The following is a 20,051-nucleotide window of genomic DNA, read 5'->3' as shown; positions in this document are numbered from 1 at the left end:
TTTGTCTTTCGTTTTGCATTGGTTGAACGGCGCGCCGCAGACGATCCTGCATGAAGCGTTGCGCGCCGGCATTAGAGCGGAGGCTCGACGGTGGCGCGGCGCACCGGCGCCGGCGGCGGCGCGGACGGCGCCACGACGCCCATCGAGACAATGTACTTGAGCGCAGCGTCGACCGTCATGTCGAGCTCGATCACTTCGCTTTTCGGCACCATCAGGAAGAAGCCGGACGTCGGGTTCGGCGTGGTCGGCACGTATACGCTGACGTAATCTTCCTTCAGATGGTTGGCCACGTCGCCGCCCGGGATGCCGGTCAGAAATGCGATCGTATAGGACCCGCGGCGCGGGTACTCGATCAGCAGCGCCTTGCGGAATGCATTGCCACTGCTCGACAGCAGCGTGTCGGACACCTGCTTCACGCTGGTGTAGAGCGGGCCGACCACCGGAATGTGCGCGACCAGCAGTTCCCACCACTTCACGAGCTTCTGCCCAATGAAGTTCTGCGTCAACAGCCCGACGACGAAGATGAACGCGAGCGTGAGCACCGCGCCGAGGCCCGGCAAGCGATAGCCGATCGTGCGTTCCGGCTGCCACGAGGTAGGCAGCAGCAACAGCGTCTGGTCCATCGTGCCGATGACCAGGCCGAGCACCCACAGTGTGATGGCCAGAGGCACCAGCACCAGCAGGCCGGTCAGAAACACCGATTTGAGCGTGAATTTCTTCGTCGTCATGTGTACCGCCAGAAAGCTGCGCGGGCCGAAGCCCATGCGCGGTAGATACGCCGCCCGCGCGGGGCGGGAGTCCCACTAGGCGCTGCCGGAACCGCTCGGGCTCGTGGCGGCGGGCGCTGCGGCGGGGGCCGCGGGCGCGGCAGCCGACGCAGCCGGGGCAGCGACTGCGGCCGGCTCGGACTTCGCTTCCGACGCGGCCGGCGCGCTCGTGCCGCCGCGGAAATCGGTCACGTACCAGCCGGAGCCCTTCAACTGGAAGCCGGCGGCGGTGAGTTGTTTGCTAAAGGTGTCTTTTCCGCACTCGGGACACTGCGTCAACTGGGGATCGCTCATCTTCTGGAGCACGTCCTTCCCGAAACCGCATGACCCGCAACGATAAGCGTAGATCGGCATGATCCTTTCTTACTCCAAATCCTACTGAAATCTTGTAAACGCTTGCAAAGCCTTGAATTATAGCCGCAAACAATGTCCGTTCCCCGGATTTCGGGAAGCGGACGCACGACGCGCCCGCCACCGCGCCAGATGGGGACGATCCCCGGACCTCTCAAGAGCGGCGCGCGTGGCGTTAGCCGCGACGCCGCCAGGTGAGCCAGCGCTCGCGTCCGGCGAATACGGCGATCGAGTCGTCGACCGCTTCGTCTTCGACCAGCTCGAAGTGTGGCGTAAGCAGCGCATCGAGCTCGCCGCGTTCGATGCCGAACGGCGGCCCTTTCGGCGTCGCGCCGATGAAAAAGATGCCCGCCAGCAACCCGCCGGCCGGCAGCAGTTCGCCCATGCGCTGCGCGTAGTCGGCGCGGCGCGCCGGCGGCAGCGCGCAGAAGAATGCGCGCTCATAGATCCATGCCGGTGCGAACGGTGGCGCATAGGTGAAGAAATCCGCCTGTTCGACCAGCGATGCATGCGCGCCGAGCTGCTCGCGTGCCGCCGCCACGGCGGCCGGCGAGAAGTCGATCGCGCGTACCGGGTTGCCCTGGCGCGCGAGCCATACCGCTTCGTGCGCGCTGCCGCAGCCTGGAATCAGCACGGCCACGTCGCGGTGCCGTTCGGCGAACGCGCGAAACGCGGACGGCACGCCCGCCTGATCCCACGGCGTGAAATGGCGCTCGAAGCGTTCGTCCCAGAACTCGGGCGAGCCGGGATCGCGGGTTGCGAAATCGGGCGCGGCGGGTTGGGTCGGATCGCTCATCGGAATCTATCCTCCATAAGCCAGTACCAGGAACGCACGCGCCAGCATCGCGCCGACGCCGACCGCCACGCCGAACAGCAGCAGGCCTTGCAGCAGACGGTTGGTGCGCTTTTGCTCGAGCAGGATCTGGCGGATCACGTCGTCGTTCGCGCCGCCCACCGGATGATGGCGCTCGGCCAGCATGTTATGGACGAGGCGCGGCAACTGCGGCAGCGTCTTGCTCCACTGCGGCGCCTCGATCTTCAGACGCTCGTACCAGCCGCGCAAGCCGATCTGCTCGTTCATCCAGCGCTCGAGATAGGGCTTCGCGGTCTTCCACAGATCCAGTTCGGGATCGAGCGAACGGCCTAGGCCTTCCACGTTCAGCATCGTCTTTTGCAGCAACACGAGCTGCGGCTGGATCTCGACGTTGAAGCGCCGCGACGTCGAGAACAGACGCAGCAGCACCTGGCCGAGAGAAATGTCCTTCAGCGCGCGATCGAAATACGGTTCGCAGACGGCGCGGATCGCGCTTTCGAGCTCCTCGACACGGGTGGTCGGCGGCACCCAGCCCGACTCCAGATGCAACGTCGCGACGCGATGATAGTCGCGCTTGAAGAACGCGAGGAAGTTCTGCGCGAGGTAGTTTTTGTCGAAGTCCGACAATGCGCCGATGATGCCGAAGTCGAGCGCGATATAACGGCCGAAGTGCGCGGGATCGAGGCTCACCTGGATGTTGCCGGGGTGCATGTCGGCGTGGAAAAAGCCGTCGCGGAACACCTGCGTGAAGAAAATTTCGACGCCCTCGCGCGCGAGCTTCGGGATGTCGACACCCGCCGCGCGCAACGTATCGACCTGGCTGATCGGCACGCCGACCATGCGCTCCATCACGAGCACCGTGGGCGTGCAGAACTCCCAGTACATCTCGGGCACGAGCAGCAGGTCGAGCCCCAGGAAGTTGCGCCGCAACTGGCTGCCGTTGGCGGCCTCGCGCATCAGGTCGAGTTCGTCGTGCAGGTATTTGTCGAATTCGGCGACCACCTCGCGCGGCTTCAGGCGCTTGCCGTCGGCCCACAGACGCTCGGCCCACACGGCGATGTCGCGCAACAGCGCGAGGTCGGAATCGATCACCGGCAGCATCTTGGGGCGCAGCACCTTCACCGCGACCGCCTTGCCCGCATGCTGGCCGGCCTTCACCTTCGCGAAGTGGACCTGTGCGATCGACGCGCTCGCGACCGGCACCCGCTCGAAATCGTCGAATAGCACGTCGACCGGCGCGCCGAGCGACTTCTCGACGAGCGCGATCGCGACCGCCGAATCGAACGGCGGCACCTGGTCTTGCAGCTTGGCAAGTTCGTTGGCGATATCGACCGGCAGCAGATCGCGACGGGTCGACAGCACCTGGCCGAACTTGACGAAGATCGGCCCGAGGCTTTCGAGCGCGAGCCGCAGACGCACGCCCCGCGGCGCATCGAACCTGCGGCCGAGCGTCGTGATGCGCAGCAGCAGACGCACGCGCCGGTCGTTGATGCGGCTCAACATCATTTCGTCGAGGCCGAAGCGGATGACCGTGAAAAATATCTTGAGAAAACGCAGAAAACGCATGGCTGGGCCCGGTGACTAGCGCGTGCCGCGCGACGTGGCGGCGCCGCCCGGCGTTTGCGCGCCGCGGACTTCGACCTTCTGTTCGATGCGCTCGATGCGCTTTTCGACGCGCGCGAGCGAATCGCGCGCGCGCGCCAGCTCGACGTTGAAGTCCGCGAGCGCGGTGCGGCGCACCAGCTGCGGATTTTCGTCGAGCAGGTACTCGGCGGCGGTGTCGAGCAGATTGCGACCGGTGCGCTGCACATGCTCGCCGACTGAGCGGACTAGCGACGTGATGCGCCACGCGGGTCCATCACCGATCAGCTTCGCGAGATCTTCCTCCGGCTCCCAGCGCAGATGCTCGGCGAGCTTCGCGATCACGGTCGCGAACTCGGCGTCGCCCTCGATCTTCACGTGCTTCATCACCGCGGCCTGGCCACCTTGCAGGAAGGCCGGCAGTGCGTCGGACGGCACCGAGATCGTCACGTCGAACTGATGCGCATCGGCTTCGTCGAGCGTACCGAGATAGCCGTCGGGCTGCACGAGCAGCGCGAGCACAACCGGCGGACATGACAGGCGAGCGGTCTTGCCCGCGTACGGGGCGAGGCGCTCGCGGGCCCACGATTCGCGGGCGAGCAGATGATTGACAGCAGCAGCGAAGGGCTTGGCGGCGAGGGTCATCGAAGGTGGCAAGAAAAAACCCGCGCGAGCAAGGTGCTTGCGCGGGCTCCCATTGTAACGTCCGTTCGCTTCGCGGCCTGCTATGCCGAACGGCCTAAGCCATGCGCGAGTTGAGGAATCGCTATGCCGTGGCCGGCTCTTTTCGAGGCAAACGCGACTCGATGCTTCGGCATGTCAGTGTTGCTCGACCTGCTGGATGCCGGCAAGCAGCCAGCCTTCGCCAGTGCGGTTCGCCTTCGTCAGATTCCAGACTTCGACGAACGGCTCGGCCGCCGCGCCCGGCTCCTCGCGGATCAAACCGGAGAAGCGCACGCTCGCGAAGTATTCGTTCGCGCGCTCCTCGACGCCGAGCAGCTCGGCGTTCAACTGCACGACGTCGGTCTGGGTCGGCTGCGTGCCGCGCGACGCGAGATCGACGCGCACTTCGGCGAACATTTCCGGCGTCGTGAATTCGCGGATGTCCTCGACGTTGCCGACGTCCCACGCGGCCTGCAGGCGCACGAAGTACACCTTCGCGTTACGCAGAAACGCTTCCGAATCGAAGCCGGCCGGCACCGACGGCGTCGCGCCGAGCGATGGCGTGGTCAACGGGTTGCCCTGCGGTTCGAGATACGAGCCGGTGGGCGGCGCCGTGTAACGCGGCTCCTGAATATAGTCAGTGCCTTTCGTGTTCAGCGACGGCGCCGTGCCCGCGTAGGCAGGCTGCGCCGCATCGCGCTTACGGCCGGTGAAGCGGCGGATGAGCCAGATCACCACAATTGCGATCAACGCGATCACGATCACGTTCGCGAGCATGCCGGCGAACGCCTCGCCGAGCCCGAAATGCGACAGCAATGCGGCGATGCCGAGACCGGCCGCGAGACCGGCGATTGGCCCGAGCCAGCGATTGCGGTTCGGTGCGCCGGGCGGCGTGGGCTTAGTCGCAGGCGCCGGCTGCGCGCTTTGCTGCGTGGCCTGATTGTTCTGCGCCGGCTGGGACGGCGGCGGCGTCTGGCGCTGCTGCTGCAGACTGTTCGATTGACGGCCGAAGCTGCGGCCTCCGCCCATGCGGCGTGCTTCGGCGTCGAGAGAGGCAAGAGTGCCGGCCATCAGCAGACCGACCATCGCGATCAGTCCGATTCTTCTCGCCAGCGCCCCCTTAACCTTACGAGTAGATAACAAATTCGAAACGGACATTTCGCACTTTCCTTTAAAAATCGATGGGTTAGGGACTCTAGTATTTGATCCCCACATGCAAAGCTACCACGCCAGCTGACAAATTGTAATATTTGACGCCGTCGAGACCAGCTTGTTCCATCATAGTTTTCAAAGTTTGCTGGTCCGGATGCATGCGGATCGATTCCGCCAGGTACTGGTAGCTTTCCGCGTCCTTGGCGAAGCGCTCGCCGAGCCACGGCAACACCTTGAACGAATACAGATCGTAGACCTTCTTCAGCGGATCCCATACCTTCGAGAACTCGAGCACGAGCAGCCGCCCGGCCGGTTTCAGCACACGACGCATCTCGGCGAGCGCGATGTCCTTATGTGTCATGTTGCGCAAGCCGAACGCGACCGTCACGACGTCGAAGTAGTTGTCCGGAAACGGGATTTTCTCGGCATCGCACAGCAGCGTCGGCGTGATGATGCCCTTGTCGAGCAGCCGGTCGCGGCCCACGCGCAGCATCGATTCATTGATGTCGGTATGCCAGACCTCGCCCGTTTCGCCCGCCTGTTTCGCGAATGCTTTCGACAGGTCGCCCGTGCCGCCCGCGATGTCGAGCACCTTGTAGCCCGGCCGCACGTTCGCCTGGGCGATCGTGAACACCTTCCACGCCCGGTGCAATCCGCCCGACATCAGGTCGTTCATCAGGTCGTAGTTGGCGGCCACCGAGTGGAACACCCCCGCCACCTTCTGCGCCTTGTCCTGTTCGTCGACCGATTGAAAGCCGAAGTGGGTTTTGCTCATCGCGCTCGTCCTTTCGCGTGTTCTTGAATGTTGCGCCGCTCGAGCGGCGTTCGGGGGCGAATCGTATCAGTGACAGTGCCCGTGCGCAGCCGCGGCGGGCACCATCGGCGTGTCGCGGTCGATGCCGGCCGCTGCCAGTTTGGCGAGATACGCGCGCCAGAGTTCATCCTGACGCACGGCCATGTCGTACAGCAGGTCCCACGAGTAGATGCCGGTGGCGTGTCCATCGGAGAAGGTCGGTTGCAGCGCGTAATTGCCGACGCCTTCGATCATCGTGATCGTCACGTCGCGCTTGCCGGTCTGCAGGGTTTCCTGGCCGGGCCCGTGGCCCATCACTTCCGCCGACGGCGAATATACGCGCAGCAGTTCGAACGGCAGGCGATACGCTTCGCCGTTCGCGTACTGCAGTTCGAGCACGCGCGACTTCGAATGCACGATCACGCCTGTCGGCACCGGCGTCTCGGGAGTCAATCCGCTCATGTTGGCCTCATCAGATAACGGCGGGTGATAACGTCGGATTGGCCGCCTCGCACGCCGACGGCAGTCCGGCGATACGCGGCGACGGGTTCAGCGACGCTCAGCCCAGCACCTGTTCGATTTCCTGCCGCACGGCTTCGCGCAGCAGCGTGGCTTGCGCGCGGCGCGACGACAACATCGCTTCGGACACCGTGCGCTGGCGCGGCGCCCAGATCGGCAGGGGGAAATGCGCGTCGTTCGAGAAACGCGGAATCACGTGCCAGTGCACGTGCGGCACCTGGTTGCCGAGGCTCGCGAGATTGACCTTCGCGGGCTGCATCACGCGTCGCTGCGCACGCTCGACCGCGTACACGGCCTTCATCACGTGATCGCGCTCGTCGGCAGAAAGATCCGAAAACTCGGCGACGTGAGCGTTCCAGATGACCCGGCAAAAGCCCGGGTAGTCGTGTTCGTCGGCGAGGACGACTCGGAGCGAGTCGTCCTGCCACAGCACATCGCCGCCGTCTTCACGGCAAAAAACGCAGTCCATCGTCGTCCTCGGCAAAAATCCTTGGTCGTGCCATTAAACCAGCACGCGCTCGATTCCGCCATTGTTCGCCCGTTGAACGTAGTCCGCCATCCAGTTTTCGCCCAGCACGTGACGTGCCATCTCGACCACGATGTAGTCCGCCTCGGTACCCGCGTCTTCGTTGTAGCGCGACAGCCCTTGCAGGCACGACGGGCAACTCGTGAGGATCTTCACGTCGGTCGCGCCCGCGTTTCCGGAATTGGGCTGCGGACCGTCGCCGGCCTTCAGCACCGAACCGTTCGGCGCGCCCGCGGCGCCGGCCGATGCATTGGCCGGATTGATCGCGTTCGCGCCCGCTTCGGCGACGAGAGGAATGCCGCGCAGCTTCGCCGCGCCCTTGCGGATCTCTTCTTCCTTGCGGAAGCGCACCTGAGTCGAGATGTCGGGACGCGTGACCGCGAGCGTGCCCGATTCGCCGCAGCAGCGGTCGTTCTTCTCGATCTTGTAGCCGTCCTGCTCCGAACCCATCAGCTGATTGACGAGCTTGACCGGGTCCATCGTCTTGATCGGCGAATGGCACGGGTCGTGGTACATGTAGCGCACGCCGTTCACGCCATCGAGCTTGATGCCTTTTTCCAGCAGATACTCGTGGATGTCGATGATCCGGCAGCCCGGGAAGATCTTTTCGAATTCGTAACCGGCGAGCTGGTCGTAGCACGTGCCGCACGACACCACCACCGTCTTGATGTCGAGGTAGTTCAGCGTATTGGCGACGCGGTGGAACAGCACGCGGTTGTCGGTGACGATCTGCTCGGCTTTGTCGTACTGGCCCGAGCCGCGCTGCGGATAGCCACAGCACAGGTAGCCCGGCGGCAGCACGGTCTGCACGCCCGCCTCCCACAGCATTGCCTGGGTCGCGAGACCAACCTGCGAGAACAGCCGCTCGGAGCCGCAGCCCGGGAAGTAGAACACCGCTTCGGTGTCGGCGGTGGTCGTCTTCGGATTGCGGATGATCGGGACGATCTTGTTGTCCTCGATATCGAGCAAGGCGCGCGCGGTCTTCTTCGGCAGGTTGCCCGGCATCTTCTTGTTCATGAAGTGGATCACCTGCTGCGTGATCACCGGCTTGCCGACCGTGGCGGGCGGATGCGCGGTCTGCTTCTTCGCGAACTTCTTCAGCACTTCATTGCCGAGGCGCTGCGCCTTGTAGCCGACGCCCATCATCGCGGTGCGCGCGAGGTTGATGGTCTGCGGGTTGGTCGCGTTCAGGAAAAACATGCCCGCGGCGTTGCCCGGGTTGAACTTCTTCTTGCCCATCTTGCGCAACAGGTTGCGCATGTTCATCGTCACGTCGCCGAAGTCGATCTTCACCGGGCACGGCGTCACGCACTTGTGGCAGACAGTGCAGTGATCGGCGACGTCGTTGAACTCGTCCCAGTGCTTGATCGACACGCCGCGGCGCGTCTGCTCTTCGTACAGGAATGCCTCGACCAGCAAGGACGTGGCGAGAATCTTGTTGCGCGGGCTGTACAGCAGGTTCGCGCGCGGCACGTGGGTCGCGCAGACGGGCTTGCACTTGCCGCAGCGCAGACAGTCCTTGATCGACTCGGAAATCGCGCCGATATCGGACTGCTGCATGATCAGCGATTCGTAGCCCATCAGGCCGAAGCTCGGCGTGTACGCGTTGCGCAGGTCCGCGCCTTCGAGCAGCTTGCCCGCGTTGAAGCGGCCATGCGGATCGACGCGCTGCTTGTACTTGCGGAATTCGCCGATCTCGTCGTCGGTCAGGAATTCGAGCTTCGTGATGCCGATGCCGTGCTCGCCGGAGATCACACCGTCGAGCGAACGCGCGAGCTTCATGATGCGCGCGACCGCCGTGTGCGCGTCCTGCAGCATCTCGTAGTTATCGGAGTTGACCGGCAGGTTCGTGTGGACGTTGCCGTCGCCCGCGTGCATGTGCAGCGCGACGAACACGCGCCCGCGCAGCACCTGCTTGTGGATCGCCTGGGCTTCGTCGAGGATCGGCTCGAACTCGCCGCCGTTGAAAATCTGCCGCAATTCGGCGCGGATTTCCTGCTTCCACGACACGCGAATCGTGCGGTCCTGCGCGAGGTGGAACACGGTTGCGTCGGGTTGCGCGTCGACGCGATCGGCGAACTTTTCGGCGAGCGATTCGTAGCCGAGGCCGACCAGGTAGTGCTGCGCCTCGCGCAGCGACAGGTCGAGCTTGCCGCGCACGAATTGCCAGCGCGTGCGCACACGCGCGAGTAGATCGAGCGCCTGCTGCACGCGGTCTTCGAGCAGCTCGGCGCTCGGGATTTCGTTCGCGTCGTCGCTCCTGCCGAGCGGCAGCTTGCCGCCCTTGAAGAACACTTCGAGCGCGTCGACCAGTTGCAGCTTGTTCTTCAGCGACAGCTCGATGTTGATGCGCTCGATGCCGTCCGTATATTCGCCCATGCGGTCGAGCGGAATCACGACGTCTTCGTTGATCTTGAACGCGTTGGTGTGCTTTGCGATCGCGGCCGTACGGCTGCGATCGAGCCAGAAGCGCTTGCGGGCCTCGGCGCTGACGGCGACGAAGCCTTCGCCGCTCTTGCCATTGGCCATGCGCACGACTTCCGAGGTGGCCTGCGCGACCGCGTCCGCGTCGTTACCGACGATATCGCCGATCAGCACCATCTTCGGGAACGCGTTGCGTTTGCTCTTGGTCGCATAGCCCACCGCGCGCAGATAGCGCTCGTCAAGATGCTCGAGACCCGCGAGAATCGCGCCGCCCTGGCGCGACGTCTCGAACAGATAGTCCTTGATCTCGACGATGCTCGGAATCGCCTCGCGCGCCTGGCCGAAGAACTCGAGACAGACGGTGCGCGTATGCGCGGGCATCTTGTGCAGCACCCAGCGCGCGGACGTGATGAGGCCGTCGCAGCCTTCCTTCTGCACGCCCGGCAGACCGGCGAGGAATTTGTCGGTGACGTCCTTGCCGAGGCCTTCCTTGCGGAACACGCGGCCCTTGATGTCCAGCGCTTCGGTGCGCAGCAGCTTCTCGCCCGGCGCGTAGTTGCCGTCGAACCATTTGAGCTCGAAACGCGCGACTTCGATGTCGTGGATCTTGCCCATGTTGTGCTCGAGACGCGCGACTTCGAGCCAGTTCCCTTCCGGGTCGACCATGCGCCACCACGCGAGGTTGTCGAGCGCCGTGCCCCACAGCACCGCCTTCTTGCCACCCGCGTTCATCGCGACGTTGCCGCCGACGCAGGACGCGTCGAGCGAGGTCGGGTCGACCGCGAACACGAAGCCGGTCTGCTCGGCCGCTTCGGTCACGCGGCGCGTGACGACGCCCGCGCCCGAGAAAATCGTCGCGACCTTGCGATCGACGCCCGGCAGCTGGGTCATTTCGACCGGGCCGAGCTGTTCGAGCTTTTCGGTGTTGATGACGGCCGAGAACGGCGTGAGCGGCACCGCGCCGCCCGTGTAGCCGGTGCCGCCGCCGCGCGGAATCACCGTCAGCCCGAGTTCGAAGCAGGCCTTGATCATGCCGGCGATTTCGGCCTCGGAGTCCGGCGTCAGCACGACGAACGGGTATTCGACGCGCCAGTCGGTCGCGTCGGTCACGTGCGAGACGCGCGACAGGCCGTCGAACTTGATGTTGTCTTTCTGCGTGACCTTGCCGAGCACGCGCGTGGAACGGCGGCGCAGGTCGTAGGTCTGCTGGAATTCGCTGGCGAACTCGTCGATCGCGCGGCGCGCGGCCTGCACCAGCTTTTCGACGCGCGCGGCGCGCTCGACGCCGGCTTCGTCGCCGTGGTCGCGCAGATCGGCGCGGCGGCGCTTCTCGATTTCGGCGAGACGGTGATTGAGCGCCTCGATCAGAAGCGCGCGGCGCTTCGGGTTGTCGAGCAGGTCGTCCTGCAGATACGGATTGCGACGCACGACCCAGATATCGCCGAGCACTTCGTACAGCATGCGCGCCGAGCGGCCGGTACGGCGTTCGGCGCGCAGTACGGCGAGCGCGTCCCAGGCGTCGTTGCCGAGCAGGCGGATGACGATTTCGCGGTCGGAGAACGACGTGTAGTTGTAGGGAATTTCGCGCAGACGCGCTTCGGGATCGGCGGCCACCGCGCCGGCGGCGCCGTGCGGATCGAAAACTTGAGGTGCGTTCATGGTTGGACGACTCGGTAGGTCAGCCTGGCGCACTCGTCACGAGGCGTCGGCGGACAATGCGCGTGGGGCGCAATGCTTGAAATCTTCTAGTGCTTCAAGGGGAGCGAGCACGACCGGCGGCCAACTCACGGCGGTCGCTTCGCGGCACTCAGAGACAGCTACACGATCGCGCGTGGCGGACATGCCGTTCCGCCGCGGGGCAGGATTCGCGCGGGACGGGCATTAAATGGGCGATCCGAGGCTGCCAGTGCATCTTCCGATCCTTATTCCAAAGCGAAATTCTACCGCATCATTCCGCCACGCGTTGACGGTGGGAATCGGGCGGCGGCGGGGGTTCGGAGGTTTTGGCGATGAATCCGGCGGCGTTTTCGCATACCGTCCATTGACCGGCCGGACGGTTGGGCGAGCTTCGATCGCGCGATTCCGATACGGCCCGGTTAAGTGCACGGCACCCGTCCGCGGAGCGCGCGCAACGGCCAGAGCGGGCACCGTTGGCGCTATCATTGACGTCTTCCCGTTTTACACAGCGCACCGCGCCACCCGCATGGCTTCCCACGACTACCTGAAAAAGACCCTGACCGCGCGCGTCTACGACGTGGCGCGCGAGACCGAACTCGAACGCGCGCCGAACCTGTCGGCGCGGCTGCGCAACCCGGTCTATCTGAAGCGCGAGGACAACCAGCCGGTGTTCTCGTTCAAGCTGCGCGGCGCATACAACAAGATGGCGCATATTCCGGCCGAGGCGCTCAGTCGCGGCGTGATCACCGCGTCGGCGGGCAATCATGCGCAGGGCGTGGCGTTATCGGCGGCACGCATGGGCGTGAAGGCGATCATCGTCGTGCCGGTGACGACGCCGCAGCTCAAGGTCGACGCGATCCGCACGCACGGCGGGCCGACCGTCGAGGTCGTGCAGTTCGGTGAGTCGTATAGCGACGCCTATGGTCACGCGGTCAAGCTGCGGGAAGAGCGCGGCCTGACCTTCGTGCATCCGTTTGATGACCCCTACGTGATCGCCGGCCAGGGCACCGTCGCGATGGAAATCCTCAGCCAGCACCAGGGGCCGATTCACGCGATCTTCGTGCCGATCGGCGGCGGCGGTCTCGCGGCCGGTGTCGCCGCATACGTGAAATCGGTACGCCCCGAGATCAAGGTGATCGGCGTGCAGACCGACGATTCATGCGCGATGGCCGCGTCGTTGAAGGCGGGCGAGCGCGTGACGCTGAACGAAGTGGGCCTGTTCTCCGACGGCACCGCGGTGAAGCTCGTCGGCGAAGAAACCTTCCGTCTGTGCCGCGAATATCTCGACGAAGTGCTGCTCGTGAACACCGATGCGCTGTGCGCCGCGATCAAGGACGTGTTCCAGGACACGCGCAGCGTGCTCGAACCGGCGGGCTCGCTCGCGGTGGCCGGCGCCAAGCAGTATGCCGAACGGGAAGGCATCGAGAACCAGACGCTGATCGCGATCACGTCGGGCGCGAACATGAACTTCGACCGCATGCGCTTCGTCGCCGAACGCGCGGAAGTGGGCGAAGCGCGCGAAGCGGTCTTCGCGGTGACGATTCCCGAAGAGCGCGGCAGCTTCAAGCGCTTCTGCGAGCTGCTCGGCACGCGCAGCGTCACCGAGTTCAACTACCGGATCGCCGACGCGAACTCGGCGCATATTTTCGTCGGCGTGCAGATCCGCAATCGCAGCGAATCGGCGCAGATCGCCGGCGCCTTCGAAGCGCACGGTTTTGCCACCGTCGACCTGACCTTCGACGAACTGTCGAAGCAGCACATCCGCTACATGGTCGGCGGCCGCTCGCCGCTCGCGCGCGACGAACGACTGTTTCGCTTCGAGTTTCCGGAACGTCCGGGCGCGCTGATGAAATTCCTGTCGTCGATGGCGCCGAACTGGAACATCAGCCTGTTCCACTACCGCAACCAGGGCGCGGACTACAGCTCGATTCTGGTCGGCATTCAGGTGCCCGGGAGCGACCACGCGGCGTTCGAGCGCTTCATCGAAACGCTCGGCTATCCGTGCTGGGAAGAGACGAAAAATCCCGTCTATCGTCTCTTCCTCGCCTGATCTCTTCGAACCGGAACGCAACGATGGCGCTTTCGCTCGTCGACAAACTGGTGGTCGCAATCTCGTCGCGCGCACTGTTCGACTTCGAGGAAGAGAACCGTGTCTACGAGGCCGGCGACCTGAAGGCTTACGAAGCGTTGCAGCGCGAGCGTCTGAACGTGCCCGCGAAACCGGGCGTCGCGTTTCCGCTGATCCGCAAGCTGCTTGCGCTGAACGCCGGCGGTCATCGCGTCGAAGTGGTGATCCTGTCGCGCAGCGATCCGATCAGCGGTCTGCGCGCGTTTCATTCCTGCCGCGAACACGGGCTCGCGATCGAGCGCGGCGTGTTCACGCGCGGCCGCGCGCCGTTCGGTTATCTGAAGCCGTTGAACGCTTCGCTGTTTTTGTCGGCGAATCAGCAGGACGTGCGCGATGCGCTCGCCGCTGGCTTCCCAGCCGCACGCGTGTTGCCGGAATCGGCGAAGATGGCGAGCAAGTACCCGGACGAAATCCGCATTGCCTTCGACGGCGACGCGGTCTTGTTTTCCGACGAAGCGGAACGCATCTTCCAGCAAGACGGCCTGCGCGCGTTCGTCGGTCACGAGATCGACAACAAACATCTGCCGCTCGCGGACGGTCCGCTCAAACCGCTGCTCGAAGCACTGCACCGGCTGCAAAAACTCGCGGACGCGGCGGCGCCGATGCGCATTCGCACGGCGCTGGTGACGGCGCGCTCGGCTCCCGCGCATGAGCGCGCGATCCGCACCCTGATGGCATGGAACATCGAAATCGACGAAGCGATGTTCCTCGGCGGCCTCGACAAAAGCGCATTTCTGCGCGAGTTCGAGCCCGACTTTTTCTTCGACGACCAGATCGGCCACTGCGAATCGGCCCGCGTCGTAACCGCGACCGGGCACGTGCTGAGTGGCATCGTGAACGCATCATGACACCCGAACAATCCCCGCTCGGCAAGTCCTCGACTTACACCGAACAATACGATCCGACGCTGCTGTTTCCGATTGCGCGCAGCAATGCGCGCGAGGCGATCGGCATTACCGCGCGACTGCCGTTTTTCGGCACCGACATCTGGAACGCCTACGAGCTGTCGTGGCTGAACGCGCGCGGCAAGCCGCAGATCGCCGTCGCGACGTTCTTCGTGCCGGCCGACTCGCCGAACATCGTCGAGTCGAAATCGTTCAAGCTGTATCTGGGCTCGTTCGCGCAGACTGCGTTCGACTCGGCCGAGAGCGTGCGCGACACGATCAGGCGCGACGTGTCCGCGTCGTGCGGCGCGACCGTGTCGGTACATCTGAGCACACCGCACGAATTCGGCAAGCTGAAAATGGAAGAATTCGACGGTCTGTCGCTCGACCGGCTCGAACTCGAGGCGAGCGTCTATCAGCCGGACGCGTCACTTTTGAGCGCGGCGCGCGACGAAGCGCCGGTCGCGGAAACGCTGTTCTCGAACCTGCTGAAGTCGAACTGCCCGGTGACCGGTCAGCCGGACTGGGGCAGCGTGCAGATCCACTACGCCGGCCCGCAGATCGATCACGCGGGCCTCTTGCGATACATCATCTCGTACCGCAATCACACCGGGTTTCATGAGCAATGCGTCGAGCGAATCTTCGTCGACATCATGAAGATGTGCAAACCGCTGAAGCTCGCCGTGTATGCGCGCTACACGCGCCGCGGCGGGCTCGACATCAACCCGTTCCGCACCAACTACAACCTGCCGATGCCGGACAACATGCGGCTCGCGCGGCAGTAACTCCAACACAAAAAACAGCGGTAAACGCGACGAGGGCGCCGCAGGCCATCACGACCTGCGGCGCCCTCGTCACATGAAAGCCATCAAAGCGATCAGGCCGCCGGCTTCTTATAAGCGACGCAATCCACCTCGACCTTGCAGTCGATCACCATCGACGACACCACGCACGCGCGCGCCGGCGGATTCTCGCCAAAATACTCGCGAAACACCTTGTTGAACGACGCGAAGTCGCGCGGATCGTCGAGCCACACGCCGCAACGCACGACGTGCTCGGCGCCATAGCCCGCTTCCTTCAGGATCGCGAACACGTTCTGGATCGCCTTGTGCGATTGCTCGACGATGCCGCCGTTGATCACTTCGCCGTTTTCCATCGGCGTCTGGCCCGACACGAACAGCCAGCCGTCCGCCTCGACCGCGCGCGCGAACGGCATCACCTGACCGCCCGTTCCCTTTCCGCCTTCCACGCCATATCGCTTCATCGTCACACTCCTTAAAAAGTCGGGCACGCGCGACGCCCTCGCCGCGCGCGCCGCCATCAATCGATAAAAAATCAGAACGCGCCCTGCGCATCGCCCTTCGACGGCGCGCCGCGCGTGACGAACCGGCCAGCCCGCTCGCCCGTCACCGCGCCATCGCGATACGACAGCACGCCGTTGACCCACACCGCGTCGATGCCGGCAGCGGGCTGCTGGGGCTTGTCGAACGTCGCCACGTCATGCACTTTCGCCGGATCGAACAGCACGAGGTCGGCGTGATAGCCGATATGCACTTCGCCGCGTTGCGCGAGTCCGAAGCGACGCGCGGACAGGCTCGTCATCTTGCGCACCGCTTCCTCGAGCGGCAGCAAAGCGGCATCGCGCGCATAGTGACCGAGCACGCGCGGAAACGCGCCCCACAGCCGCGGATGCGGCAGCGGATCGTTCGGCAGGCCGTCGGAACCGACCATCGTCGCCGGATGCGACAGGATGCGGCGCACGTCGTCTTCGGACATGTTGTGATAGACCGCGCCGGCCGGCTGCAGGCGCTTGCCCGCCTCCTGCTGCGAGACGCCCCATTCGGCCGCGACTTCCTTGATCAGCTTGCCCGCCATTTCCGGATGCGGCTCGGACCACGTGATCGTGATGTCGATGTCGCCTGTCACCTGCTTCAGATCAAGCGTCGACGAGCTGCGGTTGTACGGATAGCAGTCGCAACCGACCGGCTGCCCGCCGCGCGCGCCTTCGAGCGACTTCAGCACCTCGACGCTGCGCCCCCAGTTCGACGGCCCCGCGCACTTCAGATGCGAGATCACGACCGGCACACGCGCATGACGACCGACGCGGTAGGCCTCGTCCATCGCGTCGAGAATCGCGTCGAACTCGGTGCGCATATGGGTCGTGTACAGCGCGCCCGCGGCCGCGAGCGGCTCGGCGAGCGCCATCACTTCCTCGGTCGGCGCGGCGAACGCCGAACCGTATGCGAGCCCCGAGCTGAGACCGAGCGCGCCGTGCGCGAGCGCTTCCTCCAACTGCACGCACATGCGCTCGATTTCCTCGGCAGTCGCCGCGCGATCGAGCCGGTCCATCTGGTTGTTGCGCAACGCCGTGTGGCCGATCAGCGCGCCGACGTTCACCGCCGGCCGCGCGGCGTTCACCGCGTTCACATAGTCGGCGAAGGTCGGGTACTGGAACGCGTCGCGCTCGCCGAGCAGGTTCATCGGATCGGGCGGATCGCCCTTCAGCGATACCGGCGACGCGCTGATCCCGCAATTGCCGACGATCACCGTCGTCACGCCCTGGGTGATCTTGGGCAGCATCTGCGGCGAGCGGATCACATGCGTGTCGTCGTGCGTGTGTACGTCGATGAAGCCCGGCGCGAGCGCGCGCCCCTCGGCCTCGATCACCTCTTCGGCGAGCCAGTTCGACAGATTGCCGATCGCGGCGATGCGCCCGTCGCGGATCGCCACGTCGCGCTCGACGGGCGGCGCGCCCGTGCCGTCGTACAGTTGCGCGCCGACGATCAGCGTGTCGGCGGCTTCGGGATGCGAATGCATGGATCAGTCTCCTATCGGTTGTCGATCGCCGCCGCCGCGGTGCGCGTCGAGCGCGTGCTTCATGCGGCGCAGCAATTCGCGGCTCTCGTCGCCCTGACTGACGGCGAGTTCGGTGACGAGCACATCGAGCGCCATCATCATCGCGTAACGGGACGACGACGGCTTGTAGATGAAATCGGTTTCGAACGCGACGATCGGGATCAGCCAGTTGGCGAGCTTCGCCAGCGGCGACGCGGGCGCCGTCAGCGCGACCACCGTCGCACCGTAGCTGCGCGCGATCTTGCAGTTCTCGACCATCTCGGGCACGCGCCCCGTGGTAGACAGCGCGATCACGACGCACTCGCGCGACACCGTGCTCGCCACCATGCGCTGCAACAGCCCGTCCTGATAGGTTGCGACCGGGCGGCCGAGGCGCACGAGCCTGAAACGCATTTCGTCAGCGAGCGCGGTCGAGCCGCCGCCCATGCCGAACACGTAGATCATGCGCGCATTGCGCAGCGCGGTCGCCGCTTCGGCGAGCGGCGCCTGGCGCAGCAGTTGATGATTGTGCGCGAGCGCCGTTTGCAGTTCGTCGAAGACGCGCGTGGCGATCGGCTCGGGTGCGTCGCTTGCGGTGTCGCGCTCGAGAAACCGCTGACCGACCGCGGCCGCCTGCGCGAGTCGCAGCTTGAGTTCGCGCACGTCGCGGCAGCCGACCGCCTTCGCGAAGCGCGTGACGGTCGCGATGCTGACCTCGGCCTGCTGTGCCAGCGCGCCGATGCTCGCGCGCGACGCGCCGGTCAGATCGTCGAGGATCAGCGCGGCGACCTTGCGTTCGGCCGAGCGCAACTCCGGTGCGCACTCGGCAATGCGCGCGACGATGTCGAAAGCGAGCGGTTCGGCGCTACTGTTCATGGCAGGCGGTGGGGTTCGCGGCACGGCTTTCGCGGCCCTTTGCGGCGGCCTTCGAAACCCATGGTACTAAATAACATTCTTTCAGACATCGTACTTTCCGTAACATGGTAAAGTCAAATCTGACTCAATTTACCCGGACGATGGAGCACGGAGACATGAAAGTTACAAACTATCAGGGCGCGACGATTGATCCTTATAGCAAGGGCTTGGGCATGGTTCCGGGCACGAGCGTCCAGCTGAAGGACGCCGCGCGCCTCGACTGGAACCTGCTCGCCGAGGACGTCAGCCTGCCGGCTGCCGTACTGTACGAGGATCGCGTCGAGCACAACCTGAAGTGGATGCAGGCGTTCGTTGCCGAATACGGTGTCAAGCTCGCGCCTCACGGTAAGACCACGATGGCGCCGCAACTGTTTCGCCGTCAGCTCGAAACCGGTGCGTGGGGCATCACGCTCGCCACCGCTCATCAGGTGCGCGCGGCGTACCACGGCGGCGTCTCGCGCATCCTGATGGCGAATCAGCTGGTCGGCCGTCACAACATGACGATGATCGCCGAATTGCTCAGCGATCCGGATTTCGAATTCTTCTGCCTCGTCGATTCGGCTGAAGGCGTCGAGCAACTCGGCGAATTCTTCACCTCAGTGAAGAAGCCGCTGCAGGTGCTGCTCGAACTCGGCGTGCCGGGTGGACGCACCGGCGTGCGCGACGAAGCGCAGCGCAACGCGGTGCTGGACGCGATCGCGCGCTATCCGGACGTGCTGAAGCTCGCGGGGGTCGAACTGTACGAAGGCGTGCTGAAGGAAGAACCCGAAGTGCGCGCGTTCCTGCAAGACGCGGTTGCGGTCACTCGCGAACTTGTTGAGCAGGGGCGTTTCGCGCGCTCGCCGGCGGTGCTCTCGGGCGCGGGATCGGCGTGGTACGACGTGGTCGCCGAAGAGTTCGCGCAGGCGACGCAATCCGGCAAGGTCGAGGTCGTGCTGCGTCCCGGCTGCTATCTGACGCATGACGTCGGCATCTATCGCAAGGCGCAGACCGACATTTTCAAGCGCAATCCTGTCGCGAAGAAAATGGGCGAAGGGTTGCTGCCGGCGCTGCAATTGTGGGCGTACGTGCAGTCCATTCCCGAGCCGGATCGCGCGATCATCGGCCTCGGCAAACGCGACTCCGCGTTCGACGCGGGCATGCCGGAGCCGGCGCGCCACTATCGCCCGGGCCAGCAAGCGCCGCGCGACATCGCCGCGAGCGAGGGCTGGGAAATCTTCGGTCTGATGGATCAGCACGCGTATCTGCGGATTCCCGCCGGCGCCGATCTGAAAGTGGGCGACATGATCGCGTTCGACATCTCGCATCCGTGCCTGACGTTCGACAAGTGGAAGCAGGTGCTGGTCGTCGATCCGCAGTATCGCGTGAAGGAAGTGATCGAGACGTTCTTCTGATCGGACCACGCCGCGCTGACTGAAGCGCGATCTGTTCCGCTAAAGAAAAAAGGCTGTGCGCCCTTGGGCCCACAGCCTTTTTTATCCCCACACGCGAAGCAACGATCACACGCGTTGCGCCGCCTCGTCGCCAGCGGTCTCCTGCGGCGCGGCGGCCACGGTCGCGGCGCCGGCGTTGGCCGTCACCTCGCCGATCCGCGTCTCCAACATTTTCAGCGCGCTCGACAACGCCGCGAGCGCCTCATCCGGCAACCCGGCCATCGTGTCGTGCAAGAACGCGTTGCGACGCGGCAGGCTCGCTTCGGTCGCGGCGTGGCCCGCTTCGGTCAGGCGCACGTTGGTCACGCGGTTATCGCGCGTATCCATGCTGCGCGCGATCCAGCCCAACCCTTCGAGCGCCTTCAGCTGTCGCGTGAGCGCGCCAGGATCGACGCGCAACCGCTCGACGAGCCGCTTCTGCGACGACTCGCCGGCCTGCTCGCGCAGCGCGAGCAGAATGCGCCAGCGTGGCAACGGATGCCCCACCTGGGCCTCGAATGCCGACATGAACGCCCGATACGTGCGACCAAATTGCTGCATGACGGCGACGCGGTCCTGTTCTTCCATAATCTGCCTGTCCAACACCAAG

At 64.8% G+C, this 20,051-nt stretch carries 18 protein-coding genes; 4 read left to right on the top strand and 14 right to left on the bottom strand.

The features are described from left to right. Positions 1 to 71 precede the first annotated feature (71 nt). From OKW41_RS42705 to OKW41_RS42660, 10 genes are all read right to left on the bottom strand, one after another. Positions 72 to 728: a DUF502 domain-containing protein gene (locus OKW41_RS42705; protein ID WP_429356582.1), complete on the bottom strand. Its 657-nt coding sequence runs from the start codon at positions 726 to 728 to the stop codon at positions 72 to 74. Between the two features lie 75 nt (positions 729 to 803). After that, the gene (locus OKW41_RS42700; protein WP_429453228.1) at positions 804 to 1,121 is read right to left on the bottom strand and encodes an FmdB family zinc ribbon protein; all 318 of its coding nucleotides are present in this window, start codon (positions 1,119 to 1,121) and stop codon (positions 804 to 806) included. A gap of 172 nt (positions 1,122 to 1,293) precedes the next feature. Further along, the gene (locus OKW41_RS42695; RefSeq protein ID WP_429576144.1) at positions 1,294 to 1,914 is read right to left on the bottom strand and encodes a methyltransferase domain-containing protein; all 621 of its coding nucleotides are present in this window, start codon (positions 1,912 to 1,914) and stop codon (positions 1,294 to 1,296) included. A 6-nt stretch (positions 1,915 to 1,920) separates the two neighbouring features. Continuing rightward, positions 1,921 to 3,498 (bottom strand): ubiquinone biosynthesis regulatory protein kinase UbiB, encoded by a 1,578-nt coding sequence (gene ubiB, locus OKW41_RS42690; RefSeq protein WP_429576143.1) that lies wholly within the window; start codon positions 3,496 to 3,498, stop codon positions 1,921 to 1,923. Between the two features lie 15 nt (positions 3,499 to 3,513). After that, positions 3,514 to 4,158 carry a ubiquinone biosynthesis accessory factor UbiJ gene (locus OKW41_RS42685; protein ID WP_184027113.1) on the bottom strand — a complete coding sequence of 215 codons (645 nt, stop codon included), beginning with the start codon at positions 4,156 to 4,158 and terminating at the stop codon, positions 3,514 to 3,516. Positions 4,159 to 4,332: 174 nt separating this feature from the next. After that, entirely contained in the window at positions 4,333 to 5,334 is a 1,002-nt protein-coding gene (locus OKW41_RS42680) for a TIM44-like domain-containing protein (RefSeq protein WP_429576142.1), read from the bottom strand. A gap of 37 nt (positions 5,335 to 5,371) precedes the next feature. Then, a complete protein-coding gene (gene ubiE, locus OKW41_RS42675; protein ID WP_429453236.1) occupies positions 5,372 to 6,103 on the bottom strand; it encodes a bifunctional demethylmenaquinone methyltransferase/2-methoxy-6-polyprenyl-1,4-benzoquinol methylase UbiE in 732 nt (243 codons plus the stop codon). 66 nt (positions 6,104 to 6,169) lie between these two features. Further along, positions 6,170 to 6,583 (bottom strand): gamma-butyrobetaine hydroxylase-like domain-containing protein, encoded by a 414-nt coding sequence (locus OKW41_RS42670; RefSeq protein ID WP_429576141.1) that lies wholly within the window; start codon positions 6,581 to 6,583, stop codon positions 6,170 to 6,172. Positions 6,584 to 6,680: 97 nt separating this feature from the next. Next, positions 6,681 to 7,109: an HIT family protein gene (locus OKW41_RS42665; protein ID WP_429576140.1), complete on the bottom strand. Its 429-nt coding sequence runs from the start codon at positions 7,107 to 7,109 to the stop codon at positions 6,681 to 6,683. Between the two features lie 33 nt (positions 7,110 to 7,142). Further along, complete coding sequence (locus OKW41_RS42660; protein ID WP_429576139.1) at positions 7,143 to 11,249, bottom strand: DUF3683 domain-containing protein; 4,107 nt, start codon at positions 11,247 to 11,249, stop codon at positions 7,143 to 7,145. A gap of 502 nt (positions 11,250 to 11,751) precedes the next feature. Between OKW41_RS42660 and ilvA the strand changes: the two genes are divergently transcribed. From ilvA to queF, 3 genes are read left to right on the top strand one after another with little or no spacing between them, the layout of a single operon-like run. Next, positions 11,752 to 13,317 (top strand): threonine ammonia-lyase, biosynthetic, encoded by a 1,566-nt coding sequence (gene ilvA, locus OKW41_RS42655; protein ID WP_429454595.1) that lies wholly within the window; start codon positions 11,752 to 11,754, stop codon positions 13,315 to 13,317. A gap of 23 nt (positions 13,318 to 13,340) precedes the next feature. Beyond that, positions 13,341 to 14,243 (top strand): 5'-nucleotidase, encoded by a 903-nt coding sequence (locus OKW41_RS42650; RefSeq protein ID WP_018419389.1) that lies wholly within the window; start codon positions 13,341 to 13,343, stop codon positions 14,241 to 14,243. Continuing rightward, entirely contained in the window at positions 14,240 to 15,064 is an 825-nt protein-coding gene (queF, locus tag OKW41_RS42645; RefSeq protein ID WP_429576138.1) for an NADPH-dependent 7-cyano-7-deazaguanine reductase QueF, read from the top strand. Before OKW41_RS42650 ends, queF begins: the two co-directional genes overlap by 4 nt. Before the next feature lie 92 nt (positions 15,065 to 15,156). On the opposite strand, the gene OKW41_RS42640 is transcribed toward queF, so the two are convergent. The 3 genes from OKW41_RS42640 to OKW41_RS42630 form a co-directional block, all read right to left on the bottom strand. Further along, positions 15,157 to 15,543, bottom strand: a complete 387-nt coding sequence (locus OKW41_RS42640; protein WP_008923846.1) for a RidA family protein — start codon at positions 15,541 to 15,543, stop codon at positions 15,157 to 15,159. Between the two features lie 71 nt (positions 15,544 to 15,614). Continuing rightward, positions 15,615 to 17,096: an N-acyl-D-amino-acid deacylase family protein gene (locus OKW41_RS42635; protein ID WP_429576137.1), complete on the bottom strand. Its 1,482-nt coding sequence runs from the start codon at positions 17,094 to 17,096 to the stop codon at positions 15,615 to 15,617. A 3-nt stretch (positions 17,097 to 17,099) separates the two neighbouring features. Continuing rightward, complete coding sequence (locus tag OKW41_RS42630) at positions 17,100 to 17,990, bottom strand: MurR/RpiR family transcriptional regulator (RefSeq protein ID WP_429576136.1); 891 nt, start codon at positions 17,988 to 17,990, stop codon at positions 17,100 to 17,102. Between the two features lie 155 nt (positions 17,991 to 18,145). Between OKW41_RS42630 and OKW41_RS42625 the strand changes: the two genes are divergently transcribed. Next, positions 18,146 to 19,423 carry an amino acid deaminase gene (locus tag OKW41_RS42625; protein WP_429576135.1) on the top strand — a complete coding sequence of 426 codons (1,278 nt, stop codon included), beginning with the start codon at positions 18,146 to 18,148 and terminating at the stop codon, positions 19,421 to 19,423. A gap of 105 nt (positions 19,424 to 19,528) precedes the next feature. Here OKW41_RS42625 and OKW41_RS42620 read toward each other — a convergent pair whose 3' ends face one another. Further along, positions 19,529 to 20,029 (bottom strand): MarR family winged helix-turn-helix transcriptional regulator, encoded by a 501-nt coding sequence (locus tag OKW41_RS42620; protein WP_429576559.1) that lies wholly within the window; start codon positions 20,027 to 20,029, stop codon positions 19,529 to 19,531. Positions 20,030 to 20,051 lie beyond the last annotated feature (22 nt).

It is taken from the genome of Paraburkholderia sp. UCT70 (assembly GCF_050434085.1).
Taxonomy (GTDB): Bacteria; Pseudomonadota; Gammaproteobacteria; order Burkholderiales; family Burkholderiaceae; genus Paraburkholderia; species Paraburkholderia tuberum.
Note: the sequence above shows the minus strand (reverse complement) of the source record. Positions and strands in the feature narration are given on the sequence as shown.